Origin of the sequence: Cellulomonas chitinilytica, assembly GCF_016862675.1 — a bacterium.
In the GTDB taxonomy this organism is placed as follows: domain Bacteria; phylum Actinomycetota; class Actinomycetes; order Actinomycetales; family Cellulomonadaceae; genus Cellulomonas; species Cellulomonas chitinilytica.
In genome coordinates this window covers 19,486-45,313 of record NZ_BONK01000002.1, presented here as the reverse complement: position 1 = coordinate 45,313, position 25,828 = coordinate 19,486, and the positions used below count along the sequence as shown (strand labels likewise).

The following is a 25,828-nucleotide window of genomic DNA, read 5'->3' as shown; positions in this document are numbered from 1 at the left end:
CAGCGCGACGGGGGTGCCGGTGGGCCGACGTCAGGGGGTCCAGCGGATCCCGGGGTTGACGCGGCCGGTCCAGTCGAAGACGGCCATGTTGTCCCACCCGTCGCCCGTGCCGTTCATGTTGGCGGGGTCCCAGCCGTTGCCCTTCACGGCGGTCCAGGTCGGCTCCCAGTAGAAGACGCCGACGCCGCCCGCGTTCCGGACGGTGTTCTGGACGTACTGGAACATCGTCGCCTGGCTGTTCCAGCTGTTGTCGAACCCCTCACAGGTGCCGCTGCCGCTGTTCGCCTGCGAGTCCGCGTTCGCGGTCGTGAACGGGTACGCGGTCTCGACCACGGCGACGGGCCTGCCGTAGCGGCTCCTGGCGGTCGACACGGCCGAGTACAGGGCGTTCAGGTTGCCGTGCCAGAAGCAGTAGTACGACAGCCCGGTGATGTCCCACTTCACGCCCTGGGCCGTGATGCCGTCGTAGAACCACGCGAGGTGGTCGACGCTGTCGGAGTTCGCCGTGTGGATGATGACCTGCGTCGACGGGCTGCACGCCTTGACCGCGTTGTAGCCGGACTTCAGCAGCAGGCCGAGGTTGGTGAAGCTGTTGTTGGCGACCTTGCCCTCGTTCCACAGCATCCCGACGTTGATCTCGTTGCCGATCTGGATGCTGTCCGGCGTCGTCCCCTGCGCCTTGAGGGTCGTGCAGACGGAGTACGTGTAGTCGTAGACGTCCTTCTGGAGCTGCGTGATCGTGTGGCTCGACCACGCCGCGGGCTTGTACTGCTTGCCCGGGTCGGCCCACGTGTCGGAGTAGTGCAGGTCCACCAGGAGCTTCATGCCGCGCGACTTCACCTCCTTGGCGTACGCGTACACCTTGGTGGCGTTGTTGTAGCCGGACGCCGGGTTGTTCCAGACCCGCAGGCGCACGTAGTTCATGCCGGCGCCCTTGAGGATGTCGAGCGGGTTCTTCTGGGCCCCGCCGGCGTCGTAGTACTTCACGCCGAGGTCGAGGCTGCGCTGCAGGCTCGACACGTCCGCGCCGAGCATCGTGAGGCTGTTCGCGGCCAGGGCCGGCGGGGCGGCGGCGAGGACCGCGCCCGGTGCCGCGAGCAGGGCGGCGGCGATCCCCATGGCGGTGATGCGTGTGCGTGCGTTCACGGCAATCTCCCTTGATTGTCGTCCTGGGGTGGGGCAGGGCGGAGCGCGGGGGACTGGCCCCCGGCCGGAGGCGTCATGCTCCGGCGATGCCGAACGGATGCGGGTGGATCGACGCGCCGACCCTGTGCACGCTCACAGTAGACCGTGCTCGGGCATGGCGAAAGGGTGCGTGTACAGGCGGCAACGCGGCCTCAGCAGTCCTCGCGCGGCCTGAGAACGATCACAGGTCAGCCGAGCTTGGCGGCCCACCCCGCGACATCACCCTTCGCGAGCGCGACGGCAAGCAGCTCGGGGAACCGGTCGGGCGTGCACGCGAACGCGGGCACACCGAGAGCCGCCAGCGCGGCGGCGTTCTCCCGGTCGTACGACGGGGCCCCCGAGTCCGACAGCGCGAGCAGCACGACGACCTGCACCCCGGACGCCTGCATGGACGCGACCCGCCGCAGCATCTCGTCCCGGACACCGCCCTCGTACAGGTCCGAGATGAGCACGAACAGCGTGTCCGCGGGCCGCCGGACCAGGCTCTGGGCGTACGCGATGGCCCCGTTGATGTCCGTGCCGCCGCCGAGCTGCGTGCCGAACAGGACGTCCACCGGGTCGGACAGCTTGTCGGTCAGGTCCACGACAGCGGTGTCGAACACCACCAACGACGTGCGCAGGGCCCGCATCGACGCCAGCACCGCACCGAACACCGACGCGTACACGACGGACTCGGCCATGGATCCCGACTGGTCGATGGCCAGCACGACGTCGCGGGCGACGACCTGGTGCGCGCGGGAACGGCCCACGAGCCTCGCCGGGACCACCGTGCGGTACTCGGGCAGGTAGTGACGCAGGTTGGCACGGATCGTCGCGTCCCAGTCGATGTCGCCCGGCCTCGGACGGTGGGTGCGGTCCCGGCGCAGCGCCCCCGTGACCGCCGACTTCGTCGCGGCCGCGATGCGCCTCTCGATCTCCTTGACCACCGTCGCGACGACCTGCCGTGCGGTGGCGCGGGTCTGCTCCGGAAGCTGCCGGTTCAGGGAGATGAGCGTCGACACGAGCGACACGTCCGGCTGCACGGACGCGAGCAGCTCGGGTTCGAGCAGCAGCCGCCGGAGCCCGAGCCGGTCGACGGCGTCGCGCTGCATGACTTCGACGACCGAGGTCGGGAAGTACGTGCGGATGTCCCCGAGCCACTTCGCGACCCGGGGAGCGGAGCCGCCGAGGCCGGCGGACCGCTGACCGGACGACCCGGTGCCGTTGCCGTCGCCGCGCCCGTCGGCGTCGTACAGCGCGGCAAGAGCGCCGTCCATCGCCGCCTCGTCCTTGCCGAGCGACGCGTCGACGCCACCCGCGTCGCCGAGCAGGAGCCGCCACCGCCGCAGCCGGGTCGTCTCGTCGACGCGCTCGGTCCGGACCTCCACGTCCTCGCTCACGTCCTCGCTCACAGCCTCGCTCCCAGCAGCAGCGCCACGGTCCGCACCGGACCGGCGACCAGATCAGGGTCGAGCACGGTCCCGGGCGGCGCGGCTCCCGCACCGGTGATCGTGCCCGTCGTCAGCGCTCTGGCGGCGTCGCCGACGTTGCGGCGCTCCGCCGGCGGCATCGCGCCGAAGGTGCGCCGCAGCATCGGCAGGACGTCGGTGAAAGCGGCGGCGGGCAGGGTCGCCACCCAGTCGTCCACGACCGCCAGCAGCGCGCGGTCGTGCGCGAGCAGCAGGCCGCCGCCGGCCAGGAATCCGTCGACCCAGGCCGCCTGCGCGCGAGCCGGGGTGCCGTACGACAGGTGCACCCCCACACGCGCACGCACGTCCGCCACGTCGAGCTCTCCGGCATCGAGCAGCAGCCGGGTCGCGCGGCCGGTGAGCGCACCGGAGATGTCGGGCCGGTCCGCGAGGGCGCGCAGCGTCGCGTGCCAGGTGCGCGTGCCGTCGTCGTCGGCCCGCAGCCGGACCGCCGCGTGCGTGGCGTCGACGTGGCCGCGCATGACGGTGGCGGCGTCGTCGTCGATCCCCGTGACCGCGGCAGGGAGCCCGGCGCAGATGCGGACCACCAGCGAGTCCGTGACGCGGGCGAGCTCGGCCGTCGAGGTCCCGCGCACGTCGGAGTACCGGTGAGCGCGCACCAGCGGCGGGAGAGCCGCCATCAGACGGGCGATGTCGCCGTCGTGCGCGGCCTGCTCGTCGACCCGGGTGAGCAAGGGGCTGGCGGCCGCGGGCAGGTCGGCCAGGAGCGCGACCTCCAGGAGCGCGGTGAGCTCGCTCAGGTCGCCGGTCGCGGCCCGCTCGATGCACCGGGCGGTCGCAGCGGACTGCACGGTCGTTCCCCACTGCGCCGCCTCGACGACCGCGACCGACAGCTCGGGCCGCCACAGCAGCGTCCACGCCTCACGGAACGTCCCGGTGCTGCGGGACCGGGCCGCGTCGAGATCGCCCCACCCGATGCCGAGCAGGGTCAGGCGGTGCAGCAGCCGGGACCGGACGAGGTCGGTGTCGCGCCGCAGGTCCAGGTCGAGCGCCTTGGGTGCCGCGGAGAAGGCGAGCCGCAGCCGCTTGGCGGTCGCGCGCAGGTCGGCGTCCAGGGGGACGGTCGGCACGTCCGCGGCGACCTCCCCGAGGCGCTCGCCCACGACGAGCTGCGCGGTGACGTGCTGGACGAGGCTGTCGTCCCCGTCGCACAGCACGGCCCGGGTCGCCTCGGTGACCTCGGCGAGACCGGCGACGTGGCGGCCCCGGACGGTCGCGAGGGCGTCGGCCAGACGGACCGCCTCGATGACGTGCGCCGAGGACACCGGGAGGTCCTTGTCCCGCAGGGCGGCACCGACCTGCACGAGCCAGGACGCGATGACGTCGTCCTGCGTGGTGAACAGGTGCTCGTACCAGCCCGGGGACGTGATGCCCGCGCCGTACCCCGCCGCCCGCGCGAGCCGCGACGCGGTCCACGGCACCCACGTCAGGGTGACCTTCTTCCTGGGCATCCCGGCCAGCAGCTTCGCGTCGCCGGTCGCCGGCGGGAGCTTGCCGCTGAGGGCGGGGGCGTGCCACGCGCCGCAGACGACCGCGACCCGCTGATGCCCGGCCTTCAGGGCGGCGCGGACCTGCTGGCGCATGTGCGCCTCGCGGCGGGCCTCGTGCGCGTCCAGCTCAGGGGCGGCGGCGCGCAGCTCGACCATCGCCGCGGTGATGGAGCTGAACGGGGTCGGGTGCTCGGTGCGGGACTCGACGACGTCCTCCCACCAGCGCTCCGGGTCGTCGTACCCGCCGGCGGCCGCGAGCGCGGCGATCGGGTCGTGTCGCACGCCCGCGGGGGACGTCGGCCCGTCGTCCTGCTCGTCGTCCTCGTCCTCGACCGGCACGACGGCAGCGGGCCGGGCGGCGAGCGTGACGCCCGCAGGCAGGTCGATGAACCGCGCCGGAACCCCACGCTCCGTGGCCCACCTCAGGGCCTGCCACTCCGGCGAGAAGGACGCGAACGGCCAGAACGCGGACGTGCCCGGGTCGTCGGCCACCGCGGCCAGCAGCGCGACCGGCGGGGTCAGCCGGGCCCCGGTCAGGAACTCGATCAGGTGGTCGCAGTCCGCCGGACCCTCGACGAGCACCACGTCGGGCTCCAGCTCGTCCAGGGCGCGCGCGACCGCCCGGGCGGATCCGGGGCCGTGGTGGCGCACGCCCATGACCTCGACCCGCGGCGCCGCGGCTGTCGCCGACGGGACGGGGGAGAGGTCCGTCATGCGGTGACCTCACGGCACGCACGGTAGAAGTCCGCCCAGTCGCGCCGTTCCCGGACCACCGCCTCGAGGTACTCGGTCCACGCGACGGTGTCCGACGACGGGTCCTTCACGACGGCGCCGAGGATGCCGGCCGCCACGTCCGAGGACCGCAGGACCCCGTCGCCGAAGTGCGCCGCAAGTGCGAGGCCGTTCGTGACGACGGAGATGGCCTCGGCGGTCGACATGGTGCCGGACGGCGACTTCACCGCGGTGCGCCCGTCCTCCGTGCGGCCGGAGCGCAGCTCACGGAAGACGGTCACGACCCGAGCGATCTCCTCGGCGGCCGCGGGCACCGGCGGCAGCTCGAGCGCCTTGCCGAGCTGTGCGACGCGGCGCGTCACGATGTCGATCTCCTCCGCGGCCGTCGCCGGCAGCGGCAGGACGACGGTGTTGAACCGGCGCCGCAGCGCGGACGACAGCTCGTTGACGCCGCGGTCGCGGTCGTTCGCGGTCGCGATGACGTTGAACCCCTTCGCGGCCTGGACCTCGGTGCCGAGCTCGGGAACCGGGAGCGACTTCTCCGACAGGATCGTGATCAGCGCGTCCTGCACGTCCGACGGGATGCGGGTCAGCTCCTCGACGCGGGCGATCGACGCCTCCCGCATCGCGGTCATCACCGGCGACGGGACCACCGCGGCCTGCGTCGGGCCCTCCGCCAGGAGACGGGCGTAGTTCCACCCGTACCGGATGGCGTCCTCCCCGGTCCCGGACGTGCCCTGCACGACGAGGGTCGACCGCCCGCAGACCGCTGCTGCGAGGTGCTCGGACACCCACGTCTTGGCCGTGCCCGGCACGCCGAGCAGCAGCAGCGCCCGGTCGGTCGCGAGGGTGGCGACAGCGACCTCGACGAGACGGCGCGGTCCGACGTACTTCGGCGAGATGACGGTGCCGTCGGCCAGCGCCCCACCGAGCAGGTACGTGACGACCGCCCACGGGGACAGGTGCCACGCCGGCGGTCGCGGCCTGTCGTCGGCCGCGGCCAGGGCGGCGAGCTCGTGCGCGAACGCCTGCTCGGCGTGCGGGCGCAGCAGGTCGGCGGTGTCGGTCACGTGAGCTCCTCGATGATCGTGCGGCGTTGGTGGACGGCGTCGGCCGCCCGGGTCAGGGCCCGAGAGACGTTCTCGGCGGCCCGAGCGGCGGCCGCCCGGATCACGGACTCGGACCGCGCCGTCGGGGGTGCGGCCAGGCCCAGCTGCTCGCTGGTGTGGATGGGGGTCCACGACTTCTCGGAAGGCTGGCCCCCGACCCACGTGGCGACCTGCGCGGTGAGGTCGTCCGTCCACGGGGCCGGCAGCTGCGCGAGGTACGCGGCCACCGCCGGATGTCCCTCGTACCCGGCGGGGGCAGCGCTCACCGTCGCGCGGAAGACGTCGAGCTGCGCCTCAGGAGGCAGGATCCGTGCCAGGTCGGCCGAGATCGACCTCGCCCCCACGAGGACCAGCAGGGCGTGCGCCCAGGCCGCGTCGTGCTCCCGCTCCGTCGCGACCGCCCACCCCTGCAGGAGCGGGCGGGCGTTCGCCGCGATCGCCAGCTGCACCAGAGTGCGCGGCTCCTTGCCGAGGTGCGCCGTCCACGCGGACAGGGGGACCACCTCGACGAGCCTGGTCAGCAGGTCGGCCTTCGCACCCACGCCCGCGGGGAGCCCGAGCATCTGGGTCACCGCCACCGCCTTCGGGCTGGAGTACGGCGCCGCGAACGGGTCGCCCTTCTCCGGCTCGGGAAGCTCCATCACCAGGTGCTCACGCAGCAGCGTGCGGGAGACGGTCACGCACGCGAGTGCTCGGTCGGTGCAGTGCCGGACGAACGCCGACGACGGCAGGTGCGCGAGCGTCCGGACGGCTGCCGTCCGCACCGCCACCGACCGGTCGCTCAGCGCCGAGGCCAGGAGCTCCTCGTCGTCCGGGGTCACCCCCACCTCCAGCGCACGCGCGAACGTGGCACGCTCGTTCGCGTTCGCCTTCGCCCAGGCGCCCGCGACGAGCGACCGAGCGCCCGCGGGGTCCAGGGACCGGGCGGCACTCAGCCATGCCGCCCGCTCGTCCGCGGTCCCGTGCACCCAGGTCGGGTCGTCGTCGGTGACGATCGCGTCGACCCCCGGCCGCGGGGCGGCGACCAGCCCGTGCCAGGCGGGGTTCTGCGGGGTGATCCACCGGCCACGCTCGCCTGAGACCGCCAGCGCGGCGGTGCGGAGCCCGTCCCGGTCGCCGGCCGCCGCAGCCGCGTCCAGGAGGGGCACGAGCACTCCGGGGGGAACCCGCAGGCCGTTGCCTGCGGCGGTGGCCAGCCACAGCTCGAGCAGGTCCCACGACTCCTTGCCGGCGGCGAGCAGACCACGCAACCGGGCCGCGGCTGCGGGAGCGCACAGCTGTCGGGTCTCCGTCGGGGCCGGCGCACGGACCGTCCCGGCCTCGGTGCCGGACGTGGAGGCGCGCCGGGCGACGGCGGCGAGCGCGGCCACGTCGAGCAGCGCGGTCGCAGGATCCTCGCGGGCGGGGAGCCGGCTCAGGGCCGCAGCCAGCAGCTCGTCACCCACGGGGTGGGGGCCGGGGTTGCGGTCGGTGCCCAGCAGGGCGGCCGTGGTCAGGTCGGCGCTCACAGCCGCACCAGCCCGTCGCTCGTCCAGGCGGCCCGCGGGGCCAGACCCGTGGGGGTCTGGTCGGCCACCAGGACGACCGGGTCGCCGCCGGACGCGACCAGCAGGCTCCACGGCTGGGCGCCCGCGGCGACGGGGACGGTCACGGCACCGTCGGTCAGCCACCACCGGCCGCCGTCCGTCCCCACCGTCACCGGGCCCGTCACCACCGGGACCGCGAACGCCCACGGGTCCACCTCGAGCGCAGCCGACCACACCCGCGCGAGCTCGCCCAACTCCACGGCGGCGGGAGGCGTCGTGGCGGGGACCGGGTCGGCGTGCCGGGTACCGACGAGGGCGCGCAGCGGGTCGCCGGGGTAGGTGTGCACGTCCGCGTCGAGCTCCGACCCGACCAGCAGCGACGTGTCCAGCGGTTGGTTCGCGGGAGCGAAGGACACCACGGCAAGGTTCCGGGCGGTGGCCCGACCGTGCAGGTGGACGCGGCGCACGGCCAGCCTCCCCTCGAGGCTGTCGGACTGGGCGAGCACCACCCACGTGTCCCGGACGGCCGGGGTCGCGAGGACGTCCTCCGCCTTCGTCGGGTACCCGACGTGACGTCGCACCACCGCGGCCAGCTCGGGCGTCAGGTCGTCGACCCGCTCGTGCGCCTCGAGCAGGACGTGCAGCATCGCGAGCTCGTCGAGCAGGCGTCCGGCCCAGCCCTCCCCGGAGGCGGCGACCGACGGCAGCCGGCGGACGACGTCGGCCAGGCCGGGGGCCTGCGCGTCGACGAGGCGTGCAGCGACCTGCTCGTACGGCCGGTACCCCGCACGGTCGGCCCCGGCCAGCCCCGCGGCCACCTGGTCGCGCAGCCACCGCCTCAGGTCGGCGACACCGCCGGCCACCCGGTCCGCACGCCGCTCGGCACGCTGCGCTGCGGCGGCCGGGTCCGTCGTCCTCGCCGGGGACGCCGCCTTCTCCGCCCGGGCCGCGCGAGACTCCAGCCACGTCGCCGCGAACTCAGCAGGCTCGGAGGCCCCAGGGACGGCCCCCGCCGACCACAGCAGGAGCAGTCCGAGCGCGTGCTTGCACGGGAACTTGCGCGACGGGCACGAGCACGAGAACGCCGGACCTGCGAGGTCGACCACGGTGACGTACGGGTTCTTCCCGGACCCTGCGGCCAGACCCCACACCGCGGCCGGGGAGTCGCTGGCGCCCGTCTGGGTCCATGGGCCGGGTGCGGCGAGCTTGCGGCCCGCGGCGACCGACGCGGCATCCGGCGCAAGCGCGAGCACCTGCTCGGCGGTCCACGTCATCGGCACGGCCGTGACAGTAGCGGGCCCCTCGGACACACCCACCGCGTTCCGGCCGCCGCCGGTGCTCCGAGGCGCCAAGTTCCCCCGACCGGCCCCGCCGGGCGCTCGACCGTGCGGCACGGCCACCGGGGCGGCCGCCGTGGCCGGCTCCAGCGGCTGTGGAGGGTGGACCCCGGATGCACGGCGTGTGCATCGGCTGCGAGCAGAACTGCACAGCACGACGTACCCGTCGGGGGCTCGGAGCGAATCACTCTGAGGCGACGATGACCACCCACTCGTCGGGGTCGGCCTGAGAGGCGACGTACGCATTCGCGGCGTCGACGGCCCCCTGCTGGGTGTTCGAGCCGCCGCCGGGGACGTCGCGCGGAATCCAGACGCGATGGTTGTTCTCCACGTTCTCGCCTTCCAGCATGCCGACGGCGGGGTAGACGATCAGCACCCTCTTGCCGGTCGCACTCCCGACGCGGCCGCTGAGCTGCTTGCTGGCGTCGTGGGTCTGCGCCCAGATCGACTCGTCCGAGCCTGCGGCGAGTGCCGTCGACATTGCCGCCTGGACCTGCGCCTGGACCTCGGCGAGGACGGGCGCCGGCAGCGGCTGGTCCTTGACGACGGCGACGGACGTGCCGTCGGCGAGCTCGTACGCCTTGGTGTACTCGGGCAGCGGCTGGTCGGCCGTCACCGGTGCACCAGCTTCGACCACAGCAGGTGCGGATGCGGTGACCGGTGCCGCAGACGCAGCGGGCTCCGCCTCGGGCGTCCTGTCGTCCGGGCTGGAGCAGCCGGCGAGGACGCCAGCCGTCAGGCCGATGACCGCCGCAGCAGCGGCGGCGTGGACGACAGGCCGCTTCGTGGGCGTGATCCTCGGCATGAGGTGTCCCTCCTTGATCGACGGTGCCACCCCGATCCGGGGTGAGGAGACGCGTGGACCCGCGAAGAGAGCGCGGCCACGCATCGCACCCCATCGACAGCTCGCGTCAGGACCCAAGGCGAACCTGGCCAGAACCTGTCCCGCCGTCAGCACGACCCACATGTCGTGACTGCGTCGGCCGTCGTGCTCAGCCCACCCGCACCGATCCCGCAACACGACAGCAGCCCAGCCCCCACGAGGGGACTGGGCTGCCGTCACTGCAGGTCCACGGCCCCTGGGAGCAGCCAGGGGCCGGGACGATCAGACGTCGAAGTAGAGCTCGAACTCGTGCGGGTGGGGCCGCAGACGGATCGGGTCGACCTCGGCGGAGCGCTTGTAGTCGATCCACGTGGCGATGAGGTCCGGCGTGAAGACGTTCCCCGCGGTGAGGAAGTCGTGGTCGGCCTCGAGGTTGTCGAGCACCTCGGACAGGGAGCCCGGGACCTGCTGGATGAGGGCGTGCTCCTCGGGGGGCAGCTCGTAGAGGTCCTTGTCGACCGGCTCCGGCGGCTCGATGCGGTTCTGGATGCCGTCGAGGCCGGCCATGAGCATGGCCGCGAACGCGAGGTACGGGTTCGACGACGGGTCCGGCACGCGGAACTCGATGCGCTTGGCCTTCGGGTTCGAACCGGTGACCGGGATGCGGATGCACGCGGAGCGGTTGCGGGCCGAGTAGACCAGGTTGACGGGGGCCTCGAAGCCCGGGACCAGGCGGTGGTAGGAGTTCACTGTCGGGTTCGTGAAGGCGAGCAGCGACGGGGCGTGCTTGAGCAGGCCGCCGATGTACCAGCGCGCCAGGTCGGACAGGCCGCCGTAGCCCTTCTCGTCGAAGAACAGTGGCTCGCCGTTCTTCCAGAGCGACTGGTGCACGTGCATGCCCGAGCCGTTGTCGCCGAAGAGCGGCTTCGGCATGAACGTCGCGGTCTTGCCGGCCTGGTGGGCGACGTTCTTCACGACGTACTTGAACAGCTGCACCTTGTCGGCCGACTTGGCGAGCGTGTCGAAGCGGTAGTTGATCTCCGCCTGGCCGGCGGTGCCGACCTCGTGGTGCGCGCGCTCGACCTCGAGGCCGAGGGCGTCGAGCTGCAGCGAGATCTGGTCGCGCAGGTCGGCGAAGTGGTCCACCGGCGGCACGGGGAAGTAGCCACCCTTGTAGGGCGTCTTGTGGCCGAGGTTGCCACCCTCCTCGACGCGGCCGGTGTTCCAGGCGGCCTCGATGGAGTCGATGTAGTAGTACGACGCGTTCTGCTTCGTCTCGAAGCGGACGTCGTCGAAGATGTAGAACTCGGCCTCGGGGGCGAAGAACGCCGTGTCCGCGATGCCGGTCGACCGCAGGTACGCCTCAGCCTTCGCGGCGACCTGACGCGGGTCGCGGCTGTAGGGCTCGTCGGTGTACGGGTCGACGATGTGGAAGTTGATGTTGAGCGTCTTCTCGACCCGGAAGGGGTCGACGTACGCGGTGCTGATGTCCGGGATCAGCTTCATGTCCGACTCGTGGATCGCCTGGAAGCCGCGGATCGAGGACCCGTCGAACATCTGGCCCTCGGTGAAGAAGCTCAGGTCCAGGGAGTAGGCCGGGACGTTGAAGTGCTGCATCACGCCGGGCAGGTCACAGAACCGCACGTCGACGAACTTGACGTCATCACTCTTGATGAAGGCCAGGACTTCCTCTGGCTTGCTGAACATCCGCTGCTCCTCGGTTGGGGTTGCCCTGGGGCGGGCACAGGCGACGCTAGGACGGCTCGGTTTCTCTGCCGTGTACCGATTGTTTCCGTGGTGTTACGGGGACGTGGGTGGTGTAACGATCGTGCGAACTCCTGGGCGGACGTCCGGGTCGCGGCGGCGACCTACCCTGGTGGCGTGACATCACGGGACGAGATGGGGTCGTGGCTCGAGGGCGAGGCGCCGTCGAGCGGCCGCACACATCGCGGGGCTCGGCTCGGGCTGCCGCCCGACGGCCCGGGGTCCCTCGCCCGGCTGGGGCGGCGCGTCGCCGCGCTGGCGATCGACTGGGTCGCGTGCCTGGCGATCGCGGCGGCGTTCTTCCCGGCGGCGGGCGCGTCCGGCTTCTTCCTGTCGCGTGGCGAGCCGATGGCGACGCTGGGCGTCTTCGCGCTGGAGAACGTGCTGCTCGTCGGCACCGTCGGGAACACGCTGGGGCACCGGATCCTCGGCCTCCACGTCCGCCGCGTCGTGCTGCCGCCCGCCGCCGACGCCCCCGTGGTGCCGCCGCACCTCCTGGCTGCGCTCGTGCGCACCGCGCTGCTCTGCCTGGTGGTGCCGGCGGTGGTGTGGGACGGCGACGGCCGCGGCCTGCACGACCGGGTCGCCGGTACCGCGATCGTGCGCCGCTGACGCCTCGGCGCCCGGGCTCACCCGCGGGGCGCCGTCCACACGAGGCTGTACCGCCAGTAGAGGTGCCGCCGCCAGCGCACCCCAGGCAGCACGTCGCGCGCGACCCGGCGCACGTCGCCGTACCCGTGGGCCGGATCGACCATCGGCGCGCCGTGGTCCCAGACCCCGCGGGTCCGGTCGACGACCGCCGCCACGGGGACCGCGGCGGCGCTCAGGGCCACGTCGGACGGCGTCCGGACGCCGGCGAGCCCGACGACGACCAGGTGCCCGCCCGTCGCGGTGAGCTCCCGGAGGCGCCGCAGACCGGCCTCGAGGTCGAGGTGGTGCAACGTGGCGTAGCAGGTGACGAGGTCGAACTGCTCGCCGGACGGGGTGTCCAGCACGTCGCCCACCACGTACCGCAGCGCGGGCTCCCCGACGCCCAGCCCGCGTGCCTCGTCGCGCGCCCGGTCCACCTGGGCGGGGTCGGCGTCGACTCCTGTGACCCGAGGCGTTCCCGCCGCGTGCAGCTCGCGCGTCAGGTGGCCTTCACCGCACCCGACGTCCAGCGCCGAGCGCGCCGTCGGCGCCCAGCGCAGCGCGAGCCGGTGGTAGTGCGTGTTGTGGTTCCAGCGGTCGTCCGCCACCTCGTGCCCCCATGCCGGTCGGTGTCGTGTCGTCGGCCACCGTAGCGGGTGAAGGGGGGCGGGGTCAGCGGCCGCGCATGCCCTTGCGGTCGGGGCGGGCGCGCATCGGGTCGACACCCTTCGGCACCGGCAGCCGGACCCCGCCGAGCGCGGTGAGCCGCTTGTTGACCTCCGCGACCTCCTGCTTGGTCAGCTGGGGCTTGAGCTTCTGCACGGCGCGGGGGAGCTTGCGCAGGGACACCTGACCCTCGCCGTCGCCGACCTGGATCAGCGTGATGGGGGCGCCGGAGATGACGCGGGCGGTGCGCTTGCGCTCCTGCTCGAGCAGCCGGCCGATGCGCGGCGCGGGTCCTTCGCCGATGAGCACGACGCCCGGGCGGCCCACGCCGCGGAACACGAGGTCCTGCGTGCGGGGGTCGACCGCGACGGGCTCGTCGGCGAACGACCAGCCGCGCCGGATGGTGCCGAGCGCGGCGCGCGACGCACCGGGCTGGCCCTCGATCTGCGTGTACGCGGCCGTCTCGGCCCGGCGGGCCAGGAGGAACAGCGCACCCAGGACGGCGAACGGGAGGCTGAGCAGCAGCACGTACAGCCAGTGGCCCACGAGGAGGCCGATGACGAGGCCCACCACGACGATGCCGAAGAAGGCCGCGAGCACGATCCACGTGACCGCCGGGTCGTTCCGGCGGGTCATCTGGTACGCCTGCCACACCTGGTGGTACCAGCGGGTCTTCTTCACCTTGCCGGCGGGCGCACCGGCGGACGTGGACGAGTCACGGGCCATGAGCCGGAAGTCTACCGAGTGCGGAGGCCGCGTCAGCGCGCCAGGAGGCTGGCCGCCTCCTGGCGGGACGTGGTCGGCTCGCCGAGGTGCGCGAGCGCGTCGGGGATCGGCAGGCCACGGCGGCGCATCGCCTGGCCCCACAGGCGGCCGGCACGGTACGACGAGCGCACGAGCGGCCCGGACATCACGCCGAGGAACCCGAGCCGCTCGGCCTCGGCCGACAGCTCGACGAACTCCTCGGGGCGCACCCAGCGGGACACGGGGTGGTGCCGGACGGACGGCCGCAGGTACTGCGTGATCGTCACGAGGTCGCAGCCGGCCTCGACGAGGTCGGCGAGGGCGGACTTCGCCTCGTCGATCGTCTCGCCCATGCCGAGGATGAGGTTCGACTTGGTGACGAGACCCTGCTCGCGGGCGCGGGTGAGCACGGACAGCGAGCGGTCGTAGCGGAAGCCCGGCCGGATCGTCTTGAAGATCCGGGGGACCGTCTCGAGGTTGTGCGCGAGGACCTCCGGCCGCGACGAGAAGACCTCGTCGAGCAGCTCGGGGGTCGCGTTGAAGTCGGGGATGAGCAGCTCGACGCCGGTGCCCGGGTTCACGTCGTGGATCTGGCGGACCGTCTCTGCGTAGAGCCACGCGCCGCCGTCGGGCAGGTCGTCCCGGGCGACACCCGTGACCGTCGCGTACTTCAGGCCCATCGCCTGGACGGAGGCGGCGACGCGTCGCGGCTCGTCGGCGTCGAAGTCGGCGGGCTTGCCGGTGTCGATCTGGCAGAAGTCGCACCGCCGGGTGCACTGGTCGCCGCCGATGAGGAACGTCGCCTCGCGGTCCTCCCAGCACTCGAAGATGTTGGGGCAGCCGGCCTCTTCGCACACGGTGTGCAGACCCTCACGCTTCACGAGGCCCTTGAGCTCCGAGTATTCGGGGCCCATGGTCGCGCGCGTGCGGATCCACTCCGGCTTCTTCTCGATCGGCGTCTCGGCGTTGCGTGCCTCGACGCGGAGCATCCGCCGGCCCTCGGGAGCGATCGTCACGTCGGTCAGCGTAACCCGGCGTCCGCCGCGTCGAGGTCCGAGAGTCGCACGTCACAGACCCGGGACCTCGGTCCCGTGCGCAGTGCCCGTCGGGGGAGAAGCGTGGGGTGATCGAGCACGAAGGAGGGGGACGACGATGCGCGTGCTGGTGACGGTGGCGTCGCGACACGGGGCGACGCGCGAGATCGGTGCCGAGGTGGCCGCGGTGCTGCGCGGCGCGGGGCACACGGTCGAGGAGATCGACCCGGACGAGGTCGAGCACGTGGCCGACTACGACGCGGTCGTGCTCGGCTCGGCGGTCTATGTCGGCCGGCTGGCGGTGGCCCTCCGGGACCTCGTCGAGCGGCAGGGTGCCCACCTGCGGTCGATGCCGGTGTGGCTGTTCTGGTCGGGGCCCGTGGGCGACCCGCCGATGCCGCCCACGGTGCCGGACGACGTGGACGTCGTCGCGCGGCACGCGGGCGCGGAGGACCCGAAGTGCTTCGTCGGGCGGCTCGAACGTGCGGGACTCGACCTGAGCGAGCGCGCGCTGGTCGCGCTGACGAGCGCGCCGGTCGGCGACTTCCGGGACTTCGACGAGGTACGGACGTGGGCCGTCTCGGTGGCGGAGGAGCTCGCGCGGCCGGCGGCGACCGTCTGACGGGCGCCGGGTCGGGCACGAGCCGGTCAGACGAGCGCGGCGTCCCCGGCCGCGAGGAGCGGTGCGAGGACGTCGGCGAGGTGGCCGCGCACCAGGGGCGTGACCTCCGCGATCGTCACGTGCCGACCCGTCTCGGCCGTCAGGGACGTGACGTCGGCGTCGTCGATCCCGCACGGCACGATCCGGTCGAACGCCGTCAGGTCCGGGTCGCAGTTGAGCGCGAACCCGTGCATCGTGACGGCCCGGGACACCCGCACGCCGATCGCCGCGACCTTGCGCGCGCGCCGGGCCCGCGGGTCGCCGGGCTCGTCGGCCGCGAACCAGACGCCGCTGCGGCCCTCGACGCGCTCGGCCTGAAGGCCGAGGTCTGCGCACGTGCGGATGATCGCCTCCTCGAGGGCGCGGACGTAGCGCACGACGTCGATCGGCGCCGCGAGCCGCACGATCGGGTAGCCGACGAGCTGACCGGGTCCGTGCCAGGTGATGCGTCCGCCGCGGTCGACGTCGACGACCGGGGTGTCGTCGACGGGACGGTCCCACTTCGCGGTCCGACGTCCCGCCGTGTACACGCTCTCGTGCTCGCAGAGCAGGACGGTGTCCTCCTGCTCGCCGGCGGCGACGGCCGCGTGGACCTCGCGCTGCAGCTGCCAGGTCGGCTCGTAGGGCAGGTGCCGGGTGCCGAGGTCGAGCTCGTCGAACCGCATGCGGGTCAGGCTAACCCGGAGGAGACGTCCGGCCGAGCGACGACCGCGAGGAGCGCGCGCAGGTGCACGACCTGCTCCGGGGTGAGGCCCCGCGTGACGAGGGCGTCGGCGGCCATGCGGTCGGAGGCCGCGACGAGGGCCTGCCGACCGGTCCCGGTGATGCTGAGGACGTGGCGGCGTCGGTCGTCCGGATGAGGTGCGCGGGTGACGTAGCCGGTGCGCTCGAGGCGCCCGACCACCTTGCTCATCGTCTGCTCGGTCACCCCGCACCGCGCCGCGAGCTCCCGCTGCGACAGCGGGGACCGGGCGAGGTGGACGAGCGCGGGCTGGCTCGCGTGGCTGAGGTCCCAGCCGGCGAGGTGGGCGTCCCAGTCGCGCTCGACGCGGCGCGCGGCCGCGGACAGCAGCCGGCCGACCGGCCACTGGGCGGGGTCGGTCGAGGTGGGGTCGGGCGACGCCGGTGCTGCCGGGACCTCGGGGTGCTCCACCGTCCGTCCTCTCCGTTTGCTGATCTGACCGCTCGACAGCAAGATACTCAGCATGCTGAGCAATCGACCCGTCGTCCGGTCCGTGCTCGTCGCCGTCGTCCTGCTCGTCTGGTTCGGCATCGCCTCCGCCGGGGGGATGGCGCAGGGGAAGCTGTCGCAGGTCCAGACGAACGACGCCGCCGCGTTCCTGCCGTCGTCCGCCGAGTCCACCCGTGCCGCCGCCGCGAGCAGGGGCTTCGTCGACACGCAGACGCTACCCGCGCTCGTCGTGCTGCAGCCCGCGGACGGCTCGGCAGTCACCCCCGAGCAGGTCGCCGCCGTGCAGGGATGGGCGCAGGACGTGCCCGGGACCGCCCTGCCCGCGGGATCGACGGGGACCTGGGAGGCGTACCTCGTCGGGCAGCCCGCCGTGATCCCGTCCGACGACGGCGAGGCGCTGCTCGTCGCGTTCTCGCTCGACGCCGACACGGCGAACGGGCTCGTCGGCGACGACCAGCGCGCCGCCGTCGCCTTCGTCGACACGCTGCGCGGCTCCCTGGCCGACGACCTCGGTGCCACCGCCACCGGGGCGGGCGCGACCGGCCTCCAGGCCTGGGTCACCGGCCCCGCCGGGTTCGTCGCCGACCTCGTCACCGCGTTCGGCGGCATCGACGGCGTGCTGCTGCTCGTCGCGCTCGGTGCGGTGCTGCTCATCCTCGTCGTCGTCTACCGGTCGCCGTTCCTGCCGTTCCTCGTGATCCTCACCGCCGTGTTCGCGCTGTGCCTCGCCGGGCTCGTCGTCTACCAGCTCGCGCTGCACGACGCGCTCACGCTCAACGGCCAGGCGCAGGGCATCCTGTCGATCCTCGTGGTGGGCGCGTCCGTCGACTACGCGCTCCTCCTCGTCGCCCGGTACCGCGAGGAGCTGCGGCACGTCGAGTCGCCCGCCGCTGCCATGGGACGGGCGTGGCGGGCGTGCCTGGAGCCGATCGCGGCCAGCGCGGGCACGGTCGTCGCGGGCGTGCTGTGCCTGCTGCTCTCCGACCTGTCCTCCAACCGCAGCCTGGGACCGGTCGCCGCCATCGGCATCACCTCCGCGTTCCTGGCGGTCCTCACGTTCCTGCCCGCGCTGCTGCTCGTCGCCGGTCGCCGGTCGCGCGCCTTCTTCTGGCCCCGGTCGCCGCAGCCCGTGGCGGACGAGCCCGGTGCGTCCGCCACGACCGTGCCCGACGGCGTGTGGGGGCGCCTCGCCGCCTTCGTCGGCCGGCACGCCCGACCCGTCTGGGTCGTCACGGCGCTCGTCCTGTGCGGGTGCGCCGCGCTGCTGCCGATGCTCGACGCCCGCGGGACCAGCCAGGCCGACGTGTTCCTCACGCCCGTCGACGCGGTCGCCGGAGAAGAGGTCCTCACCGAGCACTTCCCCGCGGGCGGGGTGCAGCCGGTGGTCGTCGTCGTCGACCAGGCCGACGCCGACGAGGTCACGGACGTGGTGCGCTCGGTCGACGGGGTCGCCGCCGTCGTCCCGTTCACCGGAGCCGACGGGGCCCCCGGGGCCCCGACGGACGCGCCCGCCAAGGTCGTCGACGGCCGCATCCGCCTCGACGTGACGACGGACGCGCCGTCCGACTCGCAGGAGGCCGTCGGGACCGTCGACGACGTCCGGGACGCAGTCCACGAGGTCGCACCCGACGCGCTCGTCGGTGGCGCGGCGGCCGAGGCGCTCGACACGCAGCGGGCGTCCGAGCGCGACCTCACGGTCATCGTGCCCGTGGTGCTCCTCGTGATCGGCGTCATCCTCATGCTGCTGCTGCGGTCCGTCATGGCGGCCGCGCTGCTGCTCGTCGCGAACGTGCTGTCGTTCGCCGCCGCGCTCGGCGTCTCCGCGCTCGTGTTCACGCACGTGCTCGGCTTCCCCGGCGCCGATCCCGTCGTGCCGCTGTACGCCTTCGTGTTCCTCGTGGCGCTCGGCGTCGACTACTCGATCTTCCTGATGACGCGGGTCCGGGAGGAGTCGATCCGGCTCGGCACGCGAGCGGGCGTGGTCCGTGGGCTGGCGGTGACGGGCGGCGTCATCACCTCGGCCGGGGTCGTGCTGGCGACCACGTTCGCCGCGCTGGGGGTCATACCGTTGCTGTTCCTCGCACAGATCGCGTTCATCGTGGCGTTCGGCGTGCTGCTCGACACGCTCGTCGTGCGTTCGCTCCTCGTGCCGGCCCTCGTGCACGAGCTGGACCGCCGCACGTGGTGGCCCAGCAGGCTCGCCCGACGCACTCCCTAGAGTGGGCGGCATGGAGTCGCTGCGCGTCGGTCTGGTCGGGTACGGGGGAGCAGGGCGCGGTATCCACGCCCGGCTGCTGCGCGAGTCGGGGCAGCGCGTGACGCACGTCGTCACGCGCAGCAGGGCCGCACAGGTCGAGAGCGACTGGCCGGGTGCTGTCGTCGTGCCCGACGTCCCGGCGCTGCTCGAGCACGCGAGCGAGCTGGACCTCGTCGTCGTCGCCAGCCCCACCGGCGAGCACGTCGCCCACGTGCTGGCGGCGCTCGAGGCCGGGGTGCACGTCATCGTCGACAAGCCGCTCGCGACCACCACGGCCGACGCGGAACGTCTCGTCGACGCGTCCGTGCGGGCCGGCGGCCGGCTCACGGTGTTCCAGAACCGCCGGTGGGACACCGAGCAGCTCGCGCTGCGCCACCTGCTCGAGACCGGCGCGCTCGGCCGGGTGCACCGGTTCGAGCGGCGCTGGGAACGGTTCCGGCCGCAGCCCCAGGACCGCTGGAAGGAGAACGACCCCGAGGCCGGCGGCCTGCTGCTCGACCTCGGCGCCCACCTCGTCGACTCGGCGGTGCAGCTCTTCGGTCCCGTCACGTCCGTGTACGCCGAGCTCGCCGCACGCACAACGCCCGCCGTGGACGACGTGTTCCTCGCGCTCGTGCACGCCTCCGACGACGGACAGGGCGTCATCAGCCACCTCCAGGCGGGGGCGCTCACCGGAGCCCCCGGCCCACGCACCCGCGTGCTCGGGTCGCAGGCCGCGTACCTCGTGACGAGCTTCGAGGGTGAGCCGACGCCGTTCTCCGCCCTCGACGACGCGTACGAGGAGGGGCGCCGACCCGGAGAGCCGGTCCACGAGGGCTGGCTCGTGCGCGGCGCGGAACGCGAGCCGGTGCCGATGCCCACCGGGGGCCACCACGACGTGTACCGGGAGGTCGTGCGCTGGGTCGTCGACGGCGGTCCACCGCCCGTCGACCCCGCCGACGCCGTCCGCACCGCACGGGTCCTGGACGGCGCACGCACGTCCGCCGCGGAGGGCCGGGTCGTCCGGCTCTGATCCGCCGGCGGGCGCCGTCGTGCATCTCTGACCTGTGGACGAGCGGCGACGTCGTCTCGCCCGACCGGCTTCGATGGCGGTCATGGACCGCTTCCTCGTGCCCGGAGACGTCGCGACGGCGCTCGACGCCGCCGGGTACCGGGTGGTGGGCCCCGCCGGTCGCGACGGCACCGGGTTCACCGCCCGGCCGGACGACGGCTCCGACCGGCCCGTCGAGCTCCACGTCGTCGCCACCGCCCTGGACGACGTCATGCGCGCACGGATCGCCCGGCTGCGCGCCCTCCGCCACGACCACCTGTGCCGGTTCCTCGATGCCGTCGAGCTGTCGCCCGGACGGGTCGGCCTCGTCGTGGAGCCCGTCGAGGGCCCGACGCTCGACGAGCTCCGCGCCGCTCGGGCTCCGCTGGGCGACGGGGAGGCCGTGACGGTCGCGATCCCCGTCGCGGACGCGCTCGCCGCCCTGCACGACGCGGGTCTGGTGCACGGCGCGGTCGACGCGTCGACCGTCGTGGTCCGTCCGGACGGGCGCCCGGTGCTCGTCGACCTGCGGGCCGCGGTCCTCGGCCTCGGAACGCCCGACGGCGACGTCCGCCGCCTGCTGGCGACCGTGCTCGGCCAGATGCCCGGACCCGACGCGCACCTCGCCTCGGCCGCCGGCGGCGCCCCGGCGCTCCGCGACGCGTTCGAGGCGCTGCTGCACCTCCCGGAGCTCCTCGCCGCGCAGGTCGTCGACGCGTGCTACCGGACGGCCGAGCCCGAGGCCGTACGCCTTCCCGACGCGGGGACGCGTGCGGCGGCGGACCTGGTCCGTGCGGCCCATCGCGGCAGCTCCACGCCCGCTCCGCGGCGTCGGCAGCGGCGGCCGCGGCGCCTCGTCCGCGCGGGCCTCGTGGCCGTGGCGGCACTCGCCGTCGCGTCGGCCGGGACCGCGCTCGTCGTGCGGTTCGCGCCCGTCGCCGACGGACCGTCGACCGGTGCGAGCGCCGACGTCGACCCGGTGCTCGACCGCACCGACCCGGTGGCAGCCGCCGTCGAGCTCAGCAGACGTCGTGCCGGCGTCGTGGCGTCCGCGCAGGTCGCTGCCCTCACGCGCGTCGAGGTCGACGGCGGGCCCGCCTTCACGGCCGACAGCGGGGTCGTCGCAGCGCTGGCGGGCGGCCACGTCGAGGGCCTCACGGTCCACGTCGCGGACGCCCACCTCCGTGCCCGGCCTGCACCGGGCCTCGACGCGCAGGTCGCGCTCACGACCTCGATGTCCACACACATCCGGGTGTCGGCCGACGGGGCGAGCCGGGTCGAGGTGCCGGCCGCGCCCGAGCGGACGGTCGTGCTCGGCCTGCGGTGGACCGACGACGGCTGGCGGGTCTGGGACGTCACCGCCGCCCCCGGCTGACGACGCCGCGCGGTCAGCTCGCGTCGACGAGCCACGCGCTCGCCGCGCCGAGGTCGGGATGGAGCGGCCGGAAGCCGCTGGCGTCGAGCGCGGCCGGGACCGCCCGGATCGAACCGAGCACCTCCGAGGAGAAGTCGCCGAGCAGCGCACGGAGCGCGAACGCCGGCACCGGGACGACGGCCGGCCGGTGCATCGCGCGCGCCAGGGCGCCGATCACGTCGGAGTTACGGTCCGCGCGCGCCACGAGGTTCACCGGACCATGCACGTCGACCTCGAGGAGATGCCCGATCGCCCGCACCTCGTCGGCCAGCGTGATCCACGGCCAGAACTGTCGCCCCGAGCCCAGCCGGCCACCCAGGCCGAGCCGCAGCAGCGGGAGCAGGCGCCCGAGCGCACCGCCGTGCGGCCCGAGCACGACGCCGGTGCGCAACAGGACGACCCGGGACCCGGCGTCCTGTGCGGGCGCGGTCGCGGCCTCCCACTGCCGGACGACGTCGGCGAAGAACGTCGTGCCGAGAGGCTCGAGCTCGTCGAGCTCGACGTCGCCGCGGTCGCCGTACGCCCCGATCCCCGACGCCTGCAGGAGTATCCGCGGCCGGTCGTCGAGCCGTGCGAGGGTCGTCGACAGCAGCTCGGTGGTGCGCAGCCGTGACGACAGGACGAGCTGTTTGCGACGCGCGGTCAGCGGGCGGCTCCCGGCGTTCACGCCCGCGAGGTCGACCACCGCGTCCGCCGCACGCAGGACCGCCGGCTCCAGCTGCCCCCGGTCCGGGTCCCAGCCGACCTCGTCGGACGACCGTGGGTCGCGGCGCACCAGCACCCGGACCTCGTGCCCCGCCGCACGCAGGTGCGGGACGAGGGCGCCGCCGATGAACCCCTGTGAGCCGGCCACCACCACGTGCATGCGGTCACCCTAGGGCGCGCGACGGCGTGGACGCGCGACGGCCCGGGTCCCCACGAAGGGGACCCGGGCCGTCGTCGGGCAGAACGGGTGGTGCGGGAACGTCAGAGGCCGACCTCGGACTCGAACGCGCCCTCCTCGATGCGGGCCTTGACCGCGGACAGGTACCGCGACGCGTCGGCGCCGTCGACCAGCCGGTGGTCGTACGACAGCGACAGGTAGCACATCGACCGGATCGCGATGACCTCGGCGCCGTCGGCGTCCTGGATGACGACCGGGCGCTTGACGATCGCGCCGGTGCCGAGGATCGCGGACGTCCCACCCGGGACGATCGGCGTGTCGATGATCGCGCCGCCCGAGCCCGTGTTCGTGACGGTGAACGTCGCGCCGCTGAGCTCGTCCGGGCCGACCTTGTTGCCCCGGGTTCGGCCGGCGAGGTCGACGATCTTGCGCGACAGCCCGGCGAGGTTGAGGTCGCCCGCGTCACGGATCACCGGCACGACGAGGCCGCGCTCGGTGTCGACCGCGATGCCGACGTTCTCCTGGCCGTGGTACGTGATCGTGTTGCCCTCGAGCACGCCGTTGACCTTCGGGAAGGCCTTGAGGGCCTCGACCGCGGCGAGCACGAAGAACGGCAGGAACGTGAGGTTGACACCCTCGCGCGCCTTGAAGTCCTCCTTGGCGCGCGCCCGCAGGCGAGCGACCTTGGTGACGTCGACCTCGACCACCGTGGTGAGCTGCGCCTGGCTGTGCAGGGCCTCGACCATGCGCTCGGCGATGATCTGGCGCAGGCGGCTGGCCTTCTCGGTCGTGCCGCGCAGCGGCGAGACCGACGGGACGGACGCCGCCTTCGCGGCCGGGGCCGCAGCGGCAGGTGCCGCCGGAGCAGCGGCGGCGGCCTTCGCCGCCTCCGCCTTGGCGGCCGCCTCGAGGACGTCCTCCTTGCGGATGCGACCGCCGACGCCGGTGCCGGTGAGCGTGGCGACGTCGACGCCCTTGTCCGCGGCGAGCTTGCGCACGAGCGGGGTCAGGTAGCTGCCGGAGACGGCCGGAGCCGGCGCTGCGGCTGCTGCGGGCGCGGCGGCCGGTGCGGGCGCCGGTGCAGGCGTGGCCGGCACCGGGGCAGGGGTCGGCGCGGGTGCGGCAGGCGCAGCCTCGGCCTGCGGGGCGGGAGCGGGAGCCTCGGCCGGTGCGGCCGCGGGCTGCGCGGGTGCGGCTTCCGCGGGTGCGGCGTCCGCAGGCGCCGACGACGCGGCCCCCGAGCCGATGACGGCCAGGACGGCGCCGACCTCGACCGTCTCGTCCTCCTGGACGAGGATCTGCTGGACGGTGCCCGCGACGGGCGACGGGATCTCGGTGTCGACCTTGTCGGTCGAGATCTCGAGCAGCGGCTCGTCGACCTCGACGCTGTCGCCGACAGCCTTGAGCCAGCGCGTCACGGTGCCCTCGGTGACGGACTCGCCGAGCGCGGGGAGCCTCACCTCGTCGCCCTCGCCGCCGCCCCCGGGGGGCTGCTGGGCCGCCGGTGCCTCGTGCTCCTCGGCCGGCTCCGCCTCGGGCGCCGCCTCGGCGGCGGGCTCCTCGGCCGGAGCCTGCTCCTCGGTCGCGGCGGGAGCGGCCTCGGCCTGTGCGGAGGCGTCGCCGCCACCCTCGCCGGAGCCGATGACGGCCAGCGTCGCGCCGACCTCGACCGTCTCGTCCTCCTGGACGAGGATCTGCTCGACGACGCCGGCGAACGGCGACGGGATCTCGGTGTCGACCTTGTCGGTCGAGATCTCGAGCAGGGGCTCGTCGACCTCGACGCGGTCGCCCACGTTCTTCAGCCAGCGGGTGACGGTGCCCTCGGTGACGGACTCACCGAGAGCGGGCAGCTGCACGTTGTCGGACATGACCGCGTGTCTCCTTCGATCGTGTGGTCAGTTGTGGGCGTGCAGCGGCTTGCCGGCGAGCGCCAGGTGGGCCTCGCCGAGCGCCTCGTTCTGCGTGGGGTGTGCGTGGACGAGGGAGGCGACGTCCTCCGGGTAGGCCTCCCAGTTCACGATGAGCTGGCCCTCGCCGATGAGCTCGCCGACCCGGTCGCCGATCATGTGCACGCCGACGACGGGGCCGTCCTTCTGGCGCACGAGCTTGATGAAGCCGGCCGTGTCGAGGATCTTGCTCTTGCCGTTGCCCGCGAGGTTGTACTCGAGGACCTCGACGGCGTCCTCGCCGTGGACCTCCTTCGCGCCGGCCTCGGTGAGACCGACCGAGGCGACCTCGGGGTGCGAGTAGGTGACGCGCGGGATGCCGGACTCGACGATCGCCGGGGGGTTGAGCCCGGCGATCTGCTCGGCGACGAAGATGCCCTGCGCGAAGCCGCGGTGGGCGAGCTGCAGGCCCGGGACGATGTCGCCGACGGCGTAGACGTTGCCGACGCCGGTGTGCAGGCGCTCGTCGGTGATGACGAAGCCACGGTCCAGCGTGACGCCCTGCTCCTCGTACCCGAGGCCGCCGGTGCGCGGGCCGCGGCCCACGGCCACGAGCAGCACGTCGGCGTCGAACGTCTTGCCGTCCTCGAGCGTGACGTGCACGCCGTTGTCGTCCTGCGTCACGCCCTGGAACCGGACGCCGAGGTTGAACGCGATGCCGCGCTTGCGGAACGCGCGCTCGAAAGCCTTGGAGAGCGCGACGTCCTCGTTGGGCACCAGGTGGGGGAGCGCCTCGATGATCGTGACGTCCGCGCCGAACGACTTCCACACGCTCGCGAACTCGGAGCCGATGACGCCGCCGCCGAGGATGATCGCGGACTTCGGCACCCAGTCGAGCTGCAGCGCCTGGTCGGACGTGATGACCCGGCCGCCGATCTCCAGACCGGGCAGCGAGCGCGCGTACGAGCCGGTCGCGAGCACGATGTGCTCACCCGTGTACCGGGTGCCGTCGACCTCGACGGTGTTCTGCGCGACGAGACGGCCGTAGCCCTCGATGACGGTGATCTTGCGGGACTTGATGAGCCCCTGCAGGCCCTTGTACAGGCCTCCGATCACGGTGTCCTTGTACTGGTTCACGCCGGCCATGTCGATTCCCTCGAGCGTGGTCTTCACGCCGAAGTGGGCGCCGTCGCGCGCGTTGTCCGCCAGCTCGGCGGCGTGCAGCAGCGCCTTGGTCGGGATGCACCCGTTGTGCAGGCAGGTGCCGCCGACCTTGTCGGCCTCGACGAGTGCCACGGTCTTGCCGAGCTGTGCGGCACGGAGGGCGGCGGCGTAGCCACCACTCCCTGCGCCCAGGACGACGATGTCGAAAGCGGTGCCGGTGTCGGCCACGTGCAACTCCTCATACGCAGGCGTGTGGTCTCGAGCTCGCCGACCATCTTGTCATCCCGACCGGGCAGGAACGACCGCGGCGACCTGCAGATCCGTGTGACTCTCGGAACAGTCGTCCCATGACTGGTGCTCGGGGCATCGGCCACGGAGATCCGCACGGCGGGCGCGCCGGCTCTGACAGACGGGGCGGCTACCCTCGTCCGGCATGGGCCTGTTCTCGCGCCGACCCCGTCCCACCTCCTCCGACGTGCCGGACGACCGTGCCGCCAAGGACGCGACGGTCGCGCACCTCACGGACTTCGTCGCGACCCGCGTCGGGGTCGAGGCGTACGTCGAGCCGCGCACCACCGCCGCCCCGATGACGGTGATGCTCGTGGCCACGGACGGGGAGTGGACGCGGCGGCGCGTCCCTGACGAGAAGGCCGCGGTGCAGCTCGCCCGGGAGCTGAACATCCCGGTGTACGACGTGCAGCGGGTCGGCTACCCGCAGCGGATGCGGGACTACAACTCTCGGCAGAGGATCCTGCGCAAGCGCGGCGTCGTCTGACGCGCCTCCGGACGGACGACGGCCCGCCCCCGCCGCTGCGGGACCGGGCCGTCGACC

General features: G+C 73.6%; 22 protein-coding genes. 6 read left to right on the top strand and 16 right to left on the bottom strand.

Features of this window, described 5'->3' with window-relative positions; translation table 11 throughout:
• Positions 1 to 30 precede the first annotated feature (30 nt).
• From Cch01nite_RS02730 to glnA, 8 genes are all read right to left on the bottom strand, one after another.
• Positions 31 to 1,146, bottom strand: a complete 1,116-nt coding sequence (locus Cch01nite_RS02730; RefSeq protein WP_203748278.1) for a glycoside hydrolase family 53 protein — start codon at positions 1,144 to 1,146, stop codon at positions 31 to 33.
• A gap of 227 nt (positions 1,147 to 1,373) precedes the next feature.
• Positions 1,374 to 2,576: a VWA domain-containing protein gene (locus tag Cch01nite_RS02725; RefSeq protein WP_203748276.1), complete on the bottom strand. Its 1,203-nt coding sequence runs from the start codon at positions 2,574 to 2,576 to the stop codon at positions 1,374 to 1,376.
• Positions 2,573 to 4,858 carry a DUF5682 family protein gene (locus tag Cch01nite_RS02720; RefSeq protein WP_203748273.1) on the bottom strand — a complete coding sequence of 762 codons (2,286 nt, stop codon included), beginning with the start codon at positions 4,856 to 4,858 and terminating at the stop codon, positions 2,573 to 2,575. The genes Cch01nite_RS02725 and Cch01nite_RS02720 overlap by 4 nt, the downstream gene beginning before the upstream one ends.
• Entirely contained in the window at positions 4,855 to 5,946 is a 1,092-nt protein-coding gene (locus Cch01nite_RS02715; RefSeq protein ID WP_203748270.1) for an ATP-binding protein, read from the bottom strand. Before Cch01nite_RS02715 ends, Cch01nite_RS02720 begins: the two co-directional genes overlap by 4 nt.
• A complete protein-coding gene (locus Cch01nite_RS02710; RefSeq protein WP_203748267.1) occupies positions 5,943 to 7,493 on the bottom strand; it encodes a DUF5691 domain-containing protein in 1,551 nt (516 codons plus the stop codon). Before Cch01nite_RS02710 ends, Cch01nite_RS02715 begins: the two co-directional genes overlap by 4 nt.
• Complete coding sequence (locus Cch01nite_RS02705) at positions 7,490 to 8,785, bottom strand: SWIM zinc finger family protein (protein ID WP_203748264.1); 1,296 nt, start codon at positions 8,783 to 8,785, stop codon at positions 7,490 to 7,492. Before Cch01nite_RS02705 ends, Cch01nite_RS02710 begins: the two co-directional genes overlap by 4 nt.
• Positions 8,786 to 9,032: 247 nt before the next feature.
• Positions 9,033 to 9,464: a hypothetical protein gene (locus Cch01nite_RS02700; RefSeq protein ID WP_203748261.1), complete on the bottom strand. Its 432-nt coding sequence runs from the start codon at positions 9,462 to 9,464 to the stop codon at positions 9,033 to 9,035.
• A 489-nt stretch (positions 9,465 to 9,953) separates the two neighbouring features.
• Positions 9,954 to 11,378 carry a type I glutamate--ammonia ligase gene (gene glnA, locus Cch01nite_RS02695; protein WP_203748260.1) on the bottom strand — a complete coding sequence of 475 codons (1,425 nt, stop codon included), beginning with the start codon at positions 11,376 to 11,378 and terminating at the stop codon, positions 9,954 to 9,956.
• Positions 11,379 to 11,552: 174 nt separating this feature from the next.
• Here glnA and Cch01nite_RS02690 point away from each other — a divergent pair, with 174 nt between their 5' ends.
• Entirely contained in the window at positions 11,553 to 12,047 is a 495-nt protein-coding gene (locus Cch01nite_RS02690; protein WP_203748258.1) for an RDD family protein, read from the top strand.
• A 17-nt stretch (positions 12,048 to 12,064) separates the two neighbouring features.
• Here the strand turns inward: Cch01nite_RS02690 and Cch01nite_RS02685 are convergent, their stop codons facing one another.
• The 3 genes from Cch01nite_RS02685 to lipA all read right to left on the bottom strand — a co-directional run bounded on the left by Cch01nite_RS02685 (position 12,065) and on the right by lipA (position 14,491).
• Positions 12,065 to 12,673, bottom strand: coding sequence for a class I SAM-dependent methyltransferase (locus tag Cch01nite_RS02685; RefSeq protein ID WP_203748256.1), 609 nt, complete (start codon positions 12,671 to 12,673; stop codon positions 12,065 to 12,067).
• A gap of 64 nt (positions 12,674 to 12,737) precedes the next feature.
• Positions 12,738 to 13,457, bottom strand: a complete 720-nt coding sequence (locus Cch01nite_RS02680; RefSeq protein ID WP_203748254.1) for a DUF4191 domain-containing protein — start codon at positions 13,455 to 13,457, stop codon at positions 12,738 to 12,740.
• A gap of 32 nt (positions 13,458 to 13,489) precedes the next feature.
• Complete coding sequence (gene lipA, locus Cch01nite_RS02675) at positions 13,490 to 14,491, bottom strand: lipoyl synthase (protein ID WP_203748252.1); 1,002 nt, start codon at positions 14,489 to 14,491, stop codon at positions 13,490 to 13,492.
• Between the two features lie 136 nt (positions 14,492 to 14,627).
• Between lipA and Cch01nite_RS02670 the strand changes: the two genes are divergently transcribed.
• Complete coding sequence (locus Cch01nite_RS02670) at positions 14,628 to 15,131, top strand: flavodoxin domain-containing protein (protein WP_203748250.1); 504 nt, start codon at positions 14,628 to 14,630, stop codon at positions 15,129 to 15,131.
• Positions 15,132 to 15,157: 26 nt separating this feature from the next.
• Here Cch01nite_RS02670 and lipB read toward each other — a convergent pair whose 3' ends face one another.
• Positions 15,158 to 15,835: a lipoyl(octanoyl) transferase LipB gene (gene lipB, locus Cch01nite_RS02665; protein ID WP_203748248.1), complete on the bottom strand. Its 678-nt coding sequence runs from the start codon at positions 15,833 to 15,835 to the stop codon at positions 15,158 to 15,160.
• 5 nt (positions 15,836 to 15,840) lie between these two features.
• The gene (locus Cch01nite_RS02660) at positions 15,841 to 16,323 is read right to left on the bottom strand and encodes a MarR family winged helix-turn-helix transcriptional regulator (RefSeq protein WP_239069793.1); all 483 of its coding nucleotides are present in this window, start codon (positions 16,321 to 16,323) and stop codon (positions 15,841 to 15,843) included.
• A gap of 52 nt (positions 16,324 to 16,375) precedes the next feature.
• Between Cch01nite_RS02660 and Cch01nite_RS02655 the strand changes: the two genes are divergently transcribed.
• From Cch01nite_RS02655 to Cch01nite_RS02645, 3 genes are all read left to right on the top strand, one after another.
• On the top strand, positions 16,376 to 18,580 hold the full coding sequence (locus Cch01nite_RS02655) for an MMPL family transporter (protein ID WP_203748242.1): 2,205 nt from the start codon (positions 16,376 to 16,378) through the stop codon (positions 18,578 to 18,580).
• A 10-nt stretch (positions 18,581 to 18,590) separates the two neighbouring features.
• Positions 18,591 to 19,631, top strand: coding sequence for a Gfo/Idh/MocA family protein (locus Cch01nite_RS02650; protein ID WP_203748239.1), 1,041 nt, complete (start codon positions 18,591 to 18,593; stop codon positions 19,629 to 19,631).
• 82 nt (positions 19,632 to 19,713) lie between these two features.
• Positions 19,714 to 21,024, top strand: a complete 1,311-nt coding sequence (locus tag Cch01nite_RS02645) for a hypothetical protein (RefSeq protein WP_203748235.1) — start codon at positions 19,714 to 19,716, stop codon at positions 21,022 to 21,024.
• A 13-nt stretch (positions 21,025 to 21,037) separates the two neighbouring features.
• Here the strand turns inward: Cch01nite_RS02645 and Cch01nite_RS02640 are convergent, their stop codons facing one another.
• The 3 genes from Cch01nite_RS02640 to lpdA all read right to left on the bottom strand — a co-directional run bounded on the left by Cch01nite_RS02640 (position 21,038) and on the right by lpdA (position 25,224).
• Positions 21,038 to 21,928 carry a TIGR01777 family oxidoreductase gene (locus Cch01nite_RS02640; protein ID WP_203748232.1) on the bottom strand — a complete coding sequence of 297 codons (891 nt, stop codon included), beginning with the start codon at positions 21,926 to 21,928 and terminating at the stop codon, positions 21,038 to 21,040.
• Between the two features lie 101 nt (positions 21,929 to 22,029).
• Positions 22,030 to 23,814 carry a 2-oxoglutarate dehydrogenase, E2 component, dihydrolipoamide succinyltransferase gene (gene sucB, locus Cch01nite_RS02635; protein ID WP_203748230.1) on the bottom strand — a complete coding sequence of 595 codons (1,785 nt, stop codon included), beginning with the start codon at positions 23,812 to 23,814 and terminating at the stop codon, positions 22,030 to 22,032.
• Between the two features lie 27 nt (positions 23,815 to 23,841).
• Positions 23,842 to 25,224, bottom strand: coding sequence for a dihydrolipoyl dehydrogenase (gene lpdA, locus Cch01nite_RS02630; protein ID WP_203748227.1), 1,383 nt, complete (start codon positions 25,222 to 25,224; stop codon positions 23,842 to 23,844).
• A gap of 205 nt (positions 25,225 to 25,429) precedes the next feature.
• On the opposite strand from lpdA, the gene Cch01nite_RS02625 reads away from it, so the two are divergent.
• Positions 25,430 to 25,771 carry an oxidoreductase gene (locus tag Cch01nite_RS02625; protein WP_203748224.1) on the top strand — a complete coding sequence of 114 codons (342 nt, stop codon included), beginning with the start codon at positions 25,430 to 25,432 and terminating at the stop codon, positions 25,769 to 25,771.
• Positions 25,772 to 25,828: the final 57 nt, after the last annotated feature.

What these genes read in the sequence shown, in the direction of transcription:
- Cch01nite_RS02720 (WP_203748273.1), bottom strand. Translation starts at nt 4,858, where the DNA reads ATGACGGACCTCTCCCCCGTCCCGTCGGCGACAGCCGCGGCGCCGCGG.
- Cch01nite_RS02705 (WP_203748264.1), bottom strand. Translation starts at nt 8,785, where the DNA reads ATGACGTGGACCGCCGAGCAGGTGCTCGCGCTTGCGCCGGATGCCGCG.
- glnA (WP_203748260.1), bottom strand. Translation starts at nt 11,378, where the DNA reads ATGTTCAGCAAGCCAGAGGAAGTCCTGGCCTTCATCAAGAGTGATGAC.
- Cch01nite_RS02680 (WP_203748254.1), bottom strand. Translation starts at nt 13,457, where the DNA reads ATGGCCCGTGACTCGTCCACGTCCGCCGGTGCGCCCGCCGGCAAGGTG.
- Cch01nite_RS02670 (WP_203748250.1), top strand. Translation starts at nt 14,628, where the DNA reads ATGCGCGTGCTGGTGACGGTGGCGTCGCGACACGGGGCGACGCGCGAG.
- lipB (WP_203748248.1), bottom strand. Translation starts at nt 15,835, where the DNA reads ATGCGGTTCGACGAGCTCGACCTCGGCACCCGGCACCTGCCCTACGAG.
- Cch01nite_RS02655 (WP_203748242.1), top strand. Translation starts at nt 16,376, where the DNA reads ATGCTGAGCAATCGACCCGTCGTCCGGTCCGTGCTCGTCGCCGTCGTC.
- Cch01nite_RS02650 (WP_203748239.1), top strand. Translation starts at nt 18,591, where the DNA reads ATGGAGTCGCTGCGCGTCGGTCTGGTCGGGTACGGGGGAGCAGGGCGC.
- Cch01nite_RS02645 (WP_203748235.1), top strand. Translation starts at nt 19,714, where the DNA reads ATGGACCGCTTCCTCGTGCCCGGAGACGTCGCGACGGCGCTCGACGCC.
- Cch01nite_RS02640 (WP_203748232.1), bottom strand. Translation starts at nt 21,928, where the DNA reads ATGCACGTGGTGGTGGCCGGCTCACAGGGGTTCATCGGCGGCGCCCTC.
- sucB (WP_203748230.1), bottom strand. Translation starts at nt 23,814, where the DNA reads ATGTCCGACAACGTGCAGCTGCCCGCTCTCGGTGAGTCCGTCACCGAG.
- Cch01nite_RS02625 (WP_203748224.1), top strand. Translation starts at nt 25,430, where the DNA reads ATGGGCCTGTTCTCGCGCCGACCCCGTCCCACCTCCTCCGACGTGCCG.